The sequence below is a fragment of the Aeromonas sp. 30P genome (assembly GCF_051919805.1).
GTDB lineage: Bacteria > Pseudomonadota > Gammaproteobacteria > Enterobacterales > Aeromonadaceae > Aeromonas > Aeromonas veronii.
Genome location: NZ_JBQBEA010000001.1, coordinates 1,924,717 through 1,936,872, shown reverse-complemented (window position 1 = coordinate 1,936,872; position 12,156 = coordinate 1,924,717). Strand labels below are relative to the sequence as shown.

Below are 12,156 nucleotides of genomic sequence, written 5' to 3'. Positions count from 1 at the left end.
AGTGAGCGGTATGATGCAAGCCCCCTTTTGGCAGACCAAGAGTCTGCAGCAGATGACTGAATCCGAATGGGAATCCCTCTGCGATGGTTGCGGAAAATGCTGCCTCAACAAGCTGATCGATGAAGATACCGACGAACTGGTTTTCACCAATGTCGCCTGCAATTTGCTTAACACCAAGACCTGTCAGTGCTCTGATTACGCCAATCGTTTCAAAAAAGAGCCTGACTGTCTGCAGATCACCCATGACAAGATCACCGAATATGACTGGCTCCCCTCAACCTGCGCATATCGCCTGCTGTCTGAAGGTGACGCTCTTCCAGAGTGGCATCCTCTGCTGACCGGCAGTCGTTCCGCGATGCATCAGGCTGGTCAATCCGTCCGTGGCAAAGTCATTCACGAGGATCAGGCGGGTGAATGGATCGATCACATCATCACCTGGGCCAGCTGACACGCTCAACCCGCTATTCTCCAGAGGCAAGGGCTGCACAATGTGCAGCCCTTTTATTTCTGCAAGCAGGGTTTGTAGTTTGGTTGGCTTAAGCCACACACATATCTGGCTGGCTAAACCTGAGACCTCCCAGCTGCATATGGAAAGGCAGAGGCAGAGGCAGAGGCAGAGGCAGAGGCAGAGGCAGAGGCAGAGAATGATTCCATAGTCACAGGCTTATGGGTATTGCTTGATACCCGCGATGGCGCCTCTGTTCACCCCTTAATCCTCTTCAAATACCCAGTAACAACTGTTGTGGTTGCGATGGAACTGGGGGCGATTCACAGGGGATGATTACTCCCCCTAAATCGCACGCATAAAAAAACCGGCGCCTTGGCGCCGGTTTTTGCTCACTATGTCTCGATTACAGAGAAGCAGTGAAGGTACGGGTGATGACGTCTTGCTGTTGCTCTTTGGTCAAAGAGTTGAAGCGAACGGCATAACCGGATACGCGGATGGTCAACTGCGGATATTTCTCCGGGTTTTCCATGGCGTCCAGCAGCATTTCACGGTTCATCACGTTAACGTTCAGGTGCTGACCACCCTCTACGTTGGATTCGTGGTGGAAGTAACCGTCCATCAGGCCAGCCAGGTTGGCTTTCTGGGCTTCCATATCTTTACCCAGTGCGTTCGGAACGATGGAGAAGGTATAGGAGATACCATCTTTAGCGTAAGCGAACGGCAGCTTGGCTACGGAAGTCAGGGAAGCAACAGCACCTTTCTGGTCACGACCGTGCATCGGGTTTGCACCCGGGCCGAACGGAGCACCAGCACGACGGCCATCCGGGGTGTTACCGGTCTTCTTGCCATATACCACGTTGGAGGTGATGGTCAGAACAGACTGGGTAGCAACAGCACCACGGTAGGTGTTCAGCTTCTGAATCTTCTTCATGAAGCGCTCAACCAGGTCACAGGCGATATCATCGACGCGAGCGTCGTTGTTACCGAACTGCGGGTATTCGCCTTCGATTTCGAAGTCGATGGCAACGCCATCTTCGTCACGAATCGGCTTGACCTTGGCGTACTTGATGGCAGACAGGGAGTCAGCGGCTACGGACAGACCAGCGATACCACACGCCATGGTGCGATATACGTCACGGTCGTGCAGCGCCATCAGAGAGGCTTCGTAGCTGTACTTGTCGTGCATGTAGTGGATGATGTTCAGCGCAGCAACGTATTGCTTGGCCAGCCAATCCATGAAGTGGTCCAGACGATCCATTACATCGTTGTAGTCGAGGTACTCGGACTTGACCATCTCGGTTTTCGGACCGACCTGGATCTTGAGCTTCTCGTCCATACCACCGTTGATTGCATACAGCATGGTTTTGGCCAGGTTGGCACGAGCACCGAAGAACTGCATCTGCTTACCAACGATCATCGGGGATACACAGCAAGCGATGGCGTAGTCATCGTTGTTGAAATCCGGACGCATCAGATCGTCGTTCTCGTACTGAACGGAAGAGGTTTCGATGGATACCTTGGCACAGTACTTTTTGAAACCGACCGGCAGCTTCTCGGACCACAGGATGGTCAGGTTCGGCTCAGGGGACGGGCCCATGGTGTACAGGGTGTTCAGCATACGGAAGCTGTTCTTGGTGACCAGAGTACGGCCGTCAACGCCCATACCAGCCAGGGTCTCGGTCGCCCACATCGGGTCGCCGGAGAACAGTGAATCGTATTCCGGAGTACGCAGGAAGCGAACCATACGCAGCTTCATGACCATGTGGTCCATCAGCTCCTGGGCTTCTTGCTCGGTGATCAGGCCTTTTTGCAGGTCACGCTCGATGTAGATATCCAGGAAGCTGGAGGTACGACCGAAGGACATGGCTGCACCGTTCTGGGACTTGACTGCCGCCAGGTAGGCGAAGTAGGTCCACTGTACGGCTTCTTTAGCGTTCTTGGCCGGTACGGAGATATCGCAACCGTACTTGGCCGCCATCACCTTCATCTGTGCCAGGGCACGGTGCTGCTCGGAGATCTCTTCGCGCAGACGGATGGTGGCTTCCAGGTTGACGCCGTTTTCCAGGTCAGCTTGCAGGGACTTGAACTGGGCCAGTTTGTCGGCCATCAGGAAGTCAACACCGTACAGAGCAACACGACGGTAGTCACCGATGATACGGCCACGGCCGTAGGCATCCGGCAGACCGGTGATAACACCAGACTTACGGCAGTTCAGGATGTCTTTGGTGTAAACGTCAAACACGCCCTGGTTGTGAGTCTTGCGGTATTCGGTGAAGATCTTTTCGACCATCGGGTCCAGTTGACGACCGTACACTTCGCAAGAAGTTTTAACCATCTTGATACCGCCGTTGGCGATGATGGCGCGCTTCAGCGGCTTGTCAGTCTGCAGACCAACGATCTGCTCCAGGCTCTGATCGATATAACCGGCATCGTGTGCGGTAATGGTGGAGGGCAGGTCAGTATCAAAATCAACCGGCGCATGAGTGCGGTTCTCGATTTTGATCCCTTCCATGACCTTGTCCCACAGCTTGGTGGTCGCTTCGGTCGCGCCAGCCAGGAAGGACTCGTCACCTTCATACGGGGTGTAGTTCTTCTGGATGAAGTCACGGGTGTTGACAGAGGTCTGCCATTCACCGGCCGCGAAGCCTTCCCATGCTTTTTGGAACTGTTCGTTAAGTTCTGCCATTTTTCATTACCTCACACGGTATTGATGTAGTATCCCGCAATCATCCTTAATGATGACGACGGAAGATAAACCAGTAAGTCAGACCAACCATCACGCCACCACCGATGATATTGCCGATGGTCACGGGGATGAGGTTGTGTAGGACGAAGTTGGATACGGTCAGGTCAGCAAAGGTTGCCGGATCCTGGCCGATGGCCTGCCAAAATTCCGGACTAGCCACGCTGTGGATAGCGATACCAACCGGAATCATAAACATGTTTGCGATGCTGTGCTCGAAACCTGAGGCAACGAACATGGCAACCGGCAGCAGCATAACCACTACCTTGTCAGTCGCGCTGCGGGCACCAAAAGCCATCCAGGCAGCAAGACATACCATCAGGTTACAGAGGATACCCAGCGCCACCGCTTCGAAGAAGGTGTGGTGAATTTTGTGTTGGGCCACTTTGAGGGCGTTAAGGCCCCACTGACCATCTGCTGCCGTGTACTCTGCAGAAACGATGATCAGCGCCACCATCAGCAGACCGCCAATCAGGTTACCGAAGTAGACCAGCCCCCAGTTCTTGAGCAGCTGAGCCCAGCTGATGCGATTGGCAGCCTTGGCCACCAGCGTCAGGGTGGTGGAGGTGAACAGCTCGGCACCGAGCAGCACACACAGAATAAGTCCGAGAGAGAAGCAGAGACCGCCCACCAGCTTGGCCATACCCCAAGGCATGGAGCCGGTTCCGGTAGTCACTGTGATGTAGAAGATAAATGCGATGGCGATGAAAGCGCCTGCGGTGATGGCCAGTGGAATGACCTTGTATGCCGGCTTGGTAGCCTTGGCATAGGTGATGTCTTCAGCCAGTGCAGCGATGGCTTCGGGCTTGAGACAATCGAATGGAGATTCAGCTTTCAATTATTTTCTACCTGAATGTTTTGCCTGTTGAAATCATAACAAAGGGCCTAATAGCCAAAATTGACATTGATCAAGTTTATCAGAGTGCGAATGTAATTTTACTACAAATATTTTAGTGCGATGGCTACGCCACTTTACACCAGGTATCAGCTGAAACAGAAATATCACATTTTTAATGCAATGATTTTAAAGAATTTATTCCAGAGCATGGAAATATGGCATTGGCAAGATATCTTTGCAGTTCGACAGCACATCCCCTGCCCTGCCATCAACCCCCTTAGGGGTATTTTTTGTTTTTTATTTCATCTTTGAATAACAATCCCGTGCCTTGCCGCACGATAAACAGAAGGGGCCACACGGCCCCTTCCTTTACAGCAACAATCACGCCCAGTGATGGGCTCGCTTGGCCTTCTGCAGCTTCTCGTAGGCCGCCAGCAGCTTCTGGTGCAGCGGGAACTGGGAGAGCGACGTCGGCCGCCTCCAGACCGTGGAAGCGTGCTTCGCCAGTGGCGTTGGCCCATGCCTGTGCCAGAGTCTCTTCGCCATACATGCGAGTGAAGACGGCGCGATACTGCTCCGGATCCCGCTCCTCGTCGAGGAACAACTCGACGCAGGCACGCAGGGCGCGGTAGTAGCTGGCACGCTCGGCAGTGAACACCGACTGGTTGAACTCCATGGTCCAGTCGATGAGATCCAGTGCGGTCTCCAGCTCACCGGCGGCCAGCGCCAGCATGGCTTTCAGCTCGCCAACGCGCAGGGTGTGCAGAGCGGTCCCCTTGGCGGCAGCGATGCCCAGCAGCTCGCGTACACGGGTACGCTCGTCGTGCCCCTCTTCATCCAGTTGATCAAACAACGCCATGTACTGCTCGGCATCCCAATCAAGTGATGGCAGTGCCAGGATCACTTCGCGCAGGTTGGCGCCCATGTTGTTGTTGGCCAGCAGCAGATCTTCGGCCGGATAGATGTCGGACATGCCCGGCACCAGAATGCGGCAGGCGTAGACACCCAGATGCTCGTAGTCTGCGATATAGACCGGCTGCTCCAGCTCATGGAAGATGCCGATCAGGTGATCGAACTCCTCCTGCGAGGTGCCACGGAAGTCCCAGTCGGCAAACTCGAAGTCCGCATCCTGCTTGAACAGATCCCAGCTGATAAGGCCCGAGGAGTCGATGAAGTGGGTCTCGAGGTTGTGGTGATCCGCCACCTGCTCGTTATCGAATGACGGTGGCACGAATACGTCGAGATCCTTGAGACCACGGCCCTGCAGCAGCTCGGTGACGGTACGCTCGAAGGCCACTTCGAAGCGCGGGTGAGCGCCGAAGGAGGCAAAGCAGGTGCCATTGCTCGGGTTGAGCAGCACCACGCAGATGACCGGATAACGGCCACCCAGAGAGGCATCGAAGCTGTAAATGGGGAAGCCTTCCGCTTCGAGCGCCGCGATGGAGGCGGCAATCCCCGGATAACGGGCAATCACCTCGTCAGGGATCAGCGGCAAGCTGATGGCCTCGGCGATGATCTTGTTCTTCACGTGGCGCTCGAACACCTCGGAGAGCGCCTGGGTGCGCGCTTCGGTCTTGGTGTTGCCAGCGCTCATGCCGTTGGAGACATAGAGGTTGCCGATGATGTTCATCGGGATGTAGACGGTCTCGTGATCGGACTGGCGCTCGAACGGCAGGGCGACGATACCGCGCTCCTCGTTGTTTGACTGCAGATCCACCAGCATGTCGGCGGTCACTTCACCGTCCGGGTTGTAGAACTTGCGGGTGAAGCTGTCTAGCAGACCGGCCGGGAACTGGTCACCCTCAATGGGGAACCACTTTTCGTTCGGGTAGTGAACGAAATCGCCGTTGGCGACCTGCTCGCCCAGATAGAAGTCGGCGAAGAAGTAGTTGGTGGAGAGACGCTCAAAATATTCGCCAAGGGCAGACGCGAGGGCCGCCTTCTTGCTGGCACCCTTGCCGTTGGTAAAGCAGAGGGCGCACTCTTTGTCGCGAATATGCACCGACCAGACGTTCGGCACGGGGTTGAGCCAGGAGGCCTCTTCAATATCAAAGCCCAAGGCTTGCAGCTTGGTCTGGAAGCGTTCGATGGAGTCTTCCAGCGCCGCGTCCTTGCCGGGAATAAAAGTGTGGTCAGTCATCACGATATCCTGATTTTTATTGGCTCATGTTCGGCCGCAGATAATAGCAGGGGTCGGCGGCTTTGGCAGGACAAAAATCAGCAAACAGGGATGAGTCGCACGGTGAGAAACCGGCTTATCCCCTCTCCCCCGCCACAAACAGCGCGGGCCCGGGGATTGCCCGGGCCCGCTGGTTACGCGACGCGATAAACCGTCAGAGCTGCTTACCCTGGCTCGCAATCACCTGGCTGTACCAGTGGAAGCTCGCTTTCTTGATCCGGCGAAGGGAGCCCCCCTGCTCGTCACGCTCCACATAGACGAAGCCGTAACGCTTCTGGTAGCCGTTGAGCCAGCTCAGGATGTCGGTGAACGACCAGGCGCAGTAGCCGAGCAATTCCACCCCATCCTGCATCGCCTCCTGGCACGCCTTGACGTGGCTGCGCAGGTAATCGATGCGGTACGCATCGTTCACCTTGTCGCCCGCCTCCAGCTTGTCGAACTCGCCAAGACCGTTCTCGGTGATCATTAGCGGCAGGCCATAGCGGGAAGAGAGGCGACGCAGCGCGATGCGCATCCCGGTCGGGTCGATGGCCCAGTCCCAGTTGCTGGTCTCAAGGTGCGGATTGGGTGCCGTCTTGTAGAGGCCGGGGATGCCGCTGGACGGGGTAGTGCCCTTCTTGCCGGTGGTGTTGATCCGCTGCAGGGTCTGACCGCCCAAGGGGTTATCAGTGTAGGTCAGGGTGTAGTAGTAGTTGACGCCGATGTAGTCGGGCGTCCCCTCTCGCAGCAGCTCCATATCACCCGGCAGGATCTCCGGCGCCTCGCCGTTTTCTCGCAAGTAAGCGAGCGCCGCCTGCGGATAGCGGCCAAAGCAGTAAGCATCCAGCCACCAGAGGTTGTTGAACTCCTCGGCGTTCTCATAGGCCAGCATATCTTTCGGGTCGCACGACGCCGGATAGGCTGGGGAGTAGGCAAAGCTCGGGCCGATGAGGCCATTTGGCACATGCTGGCGAAACGCCTTGATCACCCGGGCGTTGGCCAGAAACGCGATATGGTTGGCGGCAAAGAAGCGCTTGCGATCCTGCACAGCGGGCGGATGGGTGCCGAGCTGATAGGCGTTGGTCAGGTTGTAGTTCTGCTCGTTAAGCGACACCCAGTACTTCACCTTGCCGGCAAAACGCTGATAGAGGGTCACGCAGTAGCGCTCGAAATCCTCGATAATGCGTCGGTCTTCCCAGCCGCCGTACTCATCTTGCAGCGCCTGCGGCAGATCCCAGTGATAAAGGGTCAGCACCGGTTCGATCTGGTGGGCCAAGAGGGTGTCGATCAGCTTCTCGTAGAAGGCCAGCCCCGCCTCGTTCACCTCCCCCCGACCGGTGGGATAGATGCGCGGCCAGCTCACCGAGAAGCGGTAAGCCTTGAGCCCCATCTCGGCCATCAGCGCCACGTCCTCTTCCATGCGGTGGTAGTGATCCACCGCCACATCGCCGTTGCTCCCCTCAAAGGTCTTGCCCGGCAGCTTGGTGAAGAGATCCCACACCGAGGGCCCCTTGCCATCGGCATTCCAGCCCCCCTCCACCTGATAGGCGGCGGAGGCTGCGCCCCACAGAAAATCGCTCGGGAAGTCGTTGAACTTGTGGTGATGCATCTGGTGTTGCTCCTTCTGCGCTGATGGTGTCAGCCATCTCTGATAACTCGGCGCCCCCTGTCTGGGCACCCGAAATGAATTGGCATAAGCATCCTTCACTTCTAAAATTCCGTCCAATGACAAATTTGACCACTCAACATTCCCAACAGGAATGAAAGGAGCCCTGATGGAGCTACGGGATCTGAAAGCCTTCGTCACCCTGGGGGAGGTACTGCACTTCGGCCAGGCGGCGGTGCGCCAGCATGTTACCCAGTCGGCCCTGAGCAAACAGATCAGGCGGCTGGAGGAGGAGCTGGGCGGCGAGCTGTTCGAGCGCAACGCCAGTACCACTCGCCTCACCGGACTGGGCAGGGCGCTGTATGAGGATGCCCGCGCTGTGGTCATCCAGAGCGAGCAACTCTCGCGCACCGCCCGCGACGTGCTGGCGGGCAATGTCGGCACCCTGCGCATCGGCTTTGGCGTGGCCACCAAAATCCTGGTGCCCGCCGCCATTGCCCGTTTTCGCGCCGAGCGGCCGCAAGTGACCATCGAGCTCAACGATCTCTCCACCCACCACCAGTTGCTGGCGCTGAGTGAAGGCAAGCTGGATCTCGGTTTTTGCCGCCTGCCCGCCCCCAAGGGGTGGCACGCCCTGCCAGTGGTCGAAGCCCACTTTGTCGCCGTGCTGCCCGCCAGCTACTGCGGTGTGAGGGCATTGGCGGATCTGGTGGACAAACCGCTGGCGATCCTGCGTCGAGACAAGGCGCCGTCGTTTTACGATCACCTGATGAACTATCTGGCCCAGAGCGGGCTGCGTTTTCGCGATATCCAGTACGTCAACGACTTCGCCGCCGGTGTTGCCACCGCGGCGGCAGAGATCGCCTGGACCCTGGTGCCCTCCTCCACCACCATCGAGCACCCGGATGTGCTCACCCTCCCCTTGAGAGACGGGGAAGCCTGCTGGACCATTGGCCTTATCCGTCCGCCCCACAGCAAGGGGCCCTTGATCGATGCCTTCTGGGCAACCATCGCCGATATGGCGCCAAGATAAACACGCCGTTGGCAAACAGCAGATGGCGGCCGCGCATCAACGATAGCGTTCGACGATACGCGCCAACTCGCCGCTTTGTCGCAGCTGTTGCAGGGCACGGTTGAACTCGGTTATCCGGGTATTGAAGCGGGAGTGCTTGCCGATGCAGAGATTGAACGGGGTAGAGGCAAGCTGCAGCGGCACCTCGACCACCTGCCCGGACAATCCCAGCTGGTTGAGTTTGAAACGAGCCACCAGTGGGTCGGTCACCATCAGATCCCCCCGACCCGCCGCCAGCATTTTGAAGACATTATCAACATTGATGGTGTGATGAACGGTGAAGCCCGCCAGGTTCTCCTTGCCCCAGCCGTTACCGAAATAGTCGAGAAAGGTAAGCGATTTGAAGTCGCTCAAGCGGCTGGCTCGCTGAAACTCCGCCATGCGGGGATGGGCGCGCTGGGTAAAAATGGTTAGCACTGTGGTGGTGACCGGCTCTTCCACAACCAGGGTATAACTGCGCCGCTCCCGGGTGGCGATGGTGACAAAACCATCGGCCTGCGCCATCCGCACCATTTTTTGCGCCCGTTGCCACGGATAACCTTCATGGCGCACCCGCAGCCCCATGTGCGCTGCCACCCGCTCCATCACGTCGATCATCAGCCCGCGCATCTTGCCCTGTTCGTCACGCCACGAATATGGGGCAAAGTCGTCAAAGTAGACCAACTTCAACTCGGCCGCTGGCGCCGCCCAGACACTCTGCCACATCAGCAATCCCCACAAGATTGCGCTCCCCAGACTGACTCTCATGGCCGCGACTCCATCCACTTCTGCCACCTCTGAGCCTAGTGCAAAGCGGGCTGCGGCAAGGTTCAGGATCCAGTGAAAAAAGTGGCCAACGAAAAAAGAGAGAGGAAGCAGTGGCTTCCCCTCTCTCGTTCGTTTTTCAGCACGCCACCTTACCGATGGCGGTCACGGCTTGCCGGTTACGCCAGCTCGGCCCGCAGCGCCCTGGTGGCATCGACCATCACCTTGAGGGCGGCCTCAGTCTCTTCCCAGCCGCGAGTCTTGAGGCCGCAATCCGGGTTGACCCAGAGCCGCTCGGCCGGGATCTGTTTGGCCGCCTTGCGAAGCAACCCCTCAATCCAGCTCTGGCTCGGCACGTTCGGCGAGTGGATGTCGTAGACGCCCGGGCCAATCTCGTTGGGGTAGTTGAAGCGTTCGAACGCTTCGAGCAGCTGCATCTGGCTGCGGCTGGTCTCGATGGTGATCACATCCGCATCCAGCGCTGCCACTGCCTCGATAATGAGGTTGAAGTCGCTGTAACACATGTGGGTGTGGATCTGGGTGCTGTCCGCCACCGGGCTGGCACTCAGACGGAAGGCCCGCACTGCCCAGTCGAGATAGGCCTGATGATCCTGCTTGCGCAGGGGCAAGCCTTCGCGGATCGCCGGTTCGTCGATCTGGATGATCTTGATGCCGGCGGCTTCCAAGTCTGCCACCTCGTCACGAATGGCCAGCCCGATTTGCAGGGCGGATTGCTCACGGCTCACATCTTCGCGCGGGAAGGACCAGCAGAGGATGGTCACAGGGCCAGTCAGCATCCCCTTGACCGGCTTGTCGGTCAGGCTCTGGGCAAACTTTGTCCACGCCAGGGTCATGGGGGTCGGGCGGTCAATATCGCGGGTGATCACCGGCGGCTTGACGCAGCGTGAGCCATAGCTCTGTACCCAGCCGAAGCGGGTGATGGCAAAGCCATCCAGCAGTTCACCGAAATACTCCACCATGTCGTTGCGCTCGGCCTCGCCGTGCACCAGCACGTCCAGCCCGATGGCCTCCTGACGCGCGATGGCATCGCGGATCTCCGCCTGAATGCCCGCCTCGTAGGCGCTGTCATCGATGCGACCGGCGCGCCAATCCTGCCGCAACACCCGGATCTGCGAGGTCTGCGGGAAGGAGCCGATGGTGGTGGTGGGCAGCAGCGGCAGCTTGAGATCCGAGCGCTGCAGCTCGGCCCTGACCGGATAAGGGCTGTGGCGATTAAAATCGCTGTTGGTGAGGCTGGCGAGCCGTGACTGCACCGCTTTTTTGTGCACCCGGCTGTCGGACTCCCGATCCACGATGGGCTGGCTGTAGGCGGTGATTTTGTCGAGCTCGCCCCCATCCAGATACTCTCTGAGCAGTCCCAGCTCGAAACATTTTTGCAAGGCGAAGGCGAACCAGCTGCGGGTCTGGGGATCCAGCTCCTGCTCCAGGGTCAAATCCACCGGGCTGTGCAGCAATGAGCAGGATGAGGCCACCCAGAGCCGCTCGCCGAGTTTGGCTTTCAGTGCCTTCAGAGTCGGCGCCAGCTTGGCCAGATTGGCACGCCAGACGTTGCGGCCGTTGATCACCCCGGCTGAGATGACCCACTGGGCGGGCAGATGCGGCACCAGGGTCTCCAACTGCTCGGGGGCGGCCACCAGATCCAGATGCAGGCCATCCACTTTCAGGCTGGTGATGATATCGCGCTGATGAGCCACCGAACCGAAATAGGTGGTGAGCAGCAGCTTGCAGGGGCCCGCGAGGCGCTCGTAAGCGTTGAGGTAGGCCAGCCGCCACTCGTCCGGCAAGTCCAGCGTCAGCGCCGGTTCGTCGATCTGCACCCACTCCACCCCTTGGGCGGCCAGTTTGGCCAGGATCTCCTGATAGACGATGAGCAGGCGATCGAGCAGTTCAAGGCGGGAGAAGCCGCTCTCTTTCTCCTTGCCGAGCCACAGATAAGAGACCGGTCCCAGCAGCACCGCCTTGACCGGCAGCCCCAGCGCTTTGGCCTCTTCGACCTCGTCAAACAGCTGGCTCCAGCCCAGCTTGAAGCGCTGATCACGGCTGAACTCCGGCACCAGATAGTGATAGTTGGTGTTGAACCATTTGGTCATCTCGGCGGCAGCCGCCGCCGGGCCGGTCGGTGCACGGCCGCGGGCCACCCGGAACAGGGTGTCGAGATCGGTCTCGCCATGACGGTGACGGGCAGGCACCGCATCCACCAGCAGGCTGGTACCGAGCACCTGATCGTACCAGGCAAAGTCGCCCACCGGCAGCAGATTGGCCCCGGCGCCGTGCTGGGCCTGCCAGTGGCGCTCACGCAGCGTCTTGCCCACGGCAACGAGTTCGGCCTGAGTGGTCTCGCCACGCCAGTAGGATTCGAGGGCAAATTTCAGCTCGCGCTTGGCGCCGATACGGGGGAAGCCCAGGGTGTGTGCTCGTGTCATAGGTTCATTTCCTTATGCTCATTCATCTGATGGGAAACTGGATGATTTAGCCATCCAGATGTTTACACATCCAAAATGACAAGATAAGGTGACGCTGGCTATT

At 58.3% G+C, this 12,156-nt stretch carries 7 protein-coding genes and 1 pseudogene; 2 read left to right on the top strand and 6 right to left on the bottom strand.

Features of this window, described 5'->3' with window-relative positions; all coding sequences use genetic code 11:
* The first annotated feature begins 13 nt into the window (after positions 1-13).
* A complete protein-coding gene (locus ACTG2B_RS08985) occupies positions 14-448 on the top strand; it encodes a YcgN family cysteine cluster protein (RefSeq protein ID WP_005361134.1) in 435 nt (144 codons plus the stop codon).
* A 403-nt stretch (positions 449-851) separates the two neighbouring features.
* Here the strand turns inward: ACTG2B_RS08985 and pflB are convergent, their stop codons facing one another.
* The 4 genes and pseudogenes from pflB to ACTG2B_RS08965 form a co-directional block, all read right to left on the bottom strand.
* Positions 852-3,134: a formate C-acetyltransferase gene (gene pflB / locus ACTG2B_RS08980; RefSeq protein WP_005352571.1), complete on the bottom strand. Its 2,283-nt coding sequence runs from the start codon at positions 3,132-3,134 to the stop codon at positions 852-854.
* A gap of 46 nt (positions 3,135-3,180) precedes the next feature.
* A complete protein-coding gene (gene focA / locus ACTG2B_RS08975; protein ID WP_005333620.1) occupies positions 3,181-4,029 on the bottom strand; it encodes a formate transporter FocA in 849 nt (282 codons plus the stop codon).
* A gap of 381 nt (positions 4,030-4,410) precedes the next feature.
* A pseudogene (ycaO, locus tag ACTG2B_RS08970) lies at positions 4,411-6,169 on the bottom strand (30S ribosomal protein S12 methylthiotransferase accessory factor YcaO).
* A gap of 193 nt (positions 6,170-6,362) precedes the next feature.
* Positions 6,363-7,796, bottom strand: coding sequence for a glycoside hydrolase family 1 protein (locus tag ACTG2B_RS08965; protein ID WP_064337774.1), 1,434 nt, complete (start codon positions 7,794-7,796; stop codon positions 6,363-6,365).
* A 166-nt stretch (positions 7,797-7,962) separates the two neighbouring features.
* Here ACTG2B_RS08965 and ACTG2B_RS08960 point away from each other — a divergent pair, with 166 nt between their 5' ends.
* The gene (locus tag ACTG2B_RS08960; protein ID WP_407957115.1) at positions 7,963-8,826 is read left to right on the top strand and encodes a LysR family transcriptional regulator; all 864 of its coding nucleotides are present in this window, start codon (positions 7,963-7,965) and stop codon (positions 8,824-8,826) included.
* A 36-nt stretch (positions 8,827-8,862) separates the two neighbouring features.
* Here the strand turns inward: ACTG2B_RS08960 and ACTG2B_RS08955 are convergent, their stop codons facing one another.
* The gene (locus tag ACTG2B_RS08955) at positions 8,863-9,612 is read right to left on the bottom strand and encodes a substrate-binding periplasmic protein (protein ID WP_270817149.1); all 750 of its coding nucleotides are present in this window, start codon (positions 9,610-9,612) and stop codon (positions 8,863-8,865) included.
* Positions 9,613-9,788: 176 nt separating this feature from the next.
* Complete coding sequence (gene metE, locus ACTG2B_RS08950) at positions 9,789-12,053, bottom strand: 5-methyltetrahydropteroyltriglutamate--homocysteine S-methyltransferase (RefSeq protein ID WP_439995548.1); 2,265 nt, start codon at positions 12,051-12,053, stop codon at positions 9,789-9,791.
* Between the last annotated feature and the right edge of the window lie 103 nt (positions 12,054-12,156).

Excerpts from the sequence above, each read along its gene's own strand:
- ACTG2B_RS08985 (WP_005361134.1), top strand. The coding sequence starts at position 14 with ATGCAAGCCCCCTTTTGGCAGACCAAGAGTCTGCAGCAGATGACTGAA.
- pflB (WP_005352571.1), bottom strand. The coding sequence starts at position 3,134 with ATGGCAGAACTTAACGAACAGTTCCAAAAAGCATGGGAAGGCTTCGCG.
- ACTG2B_RS08965 (WP_064337774.1), bottom strand. The coding sequence starts at position 7,796 with ATGCATCACCACAAGTTCAACGACTTCCCGAGCGATTTTCTGTGGGGC.
- ACTG2B_RS08960 (WP_407957115.1), top strand. The coding sequence starts at position 7,963 with ATGGAGCTACGGGATCTGAAAGCCTTCGTCACCCTGGGGGAGGTACTG.
- ACTG2B_RS08955 (WP_270817149.1), bottom strand. The coding sequence starts at position 9,612 with ATGAGAGTCAGTCTGGGGAGCGCAATCTTGTGGGGATTGCTGATGTGG.
- metE (WP_439995548.1), bottom strand. The coding sequence starts at position 12,053 with ATGACACGAGCACACACCCTGGGCTTCCCCCGTATCGGCGCCAAGCGC.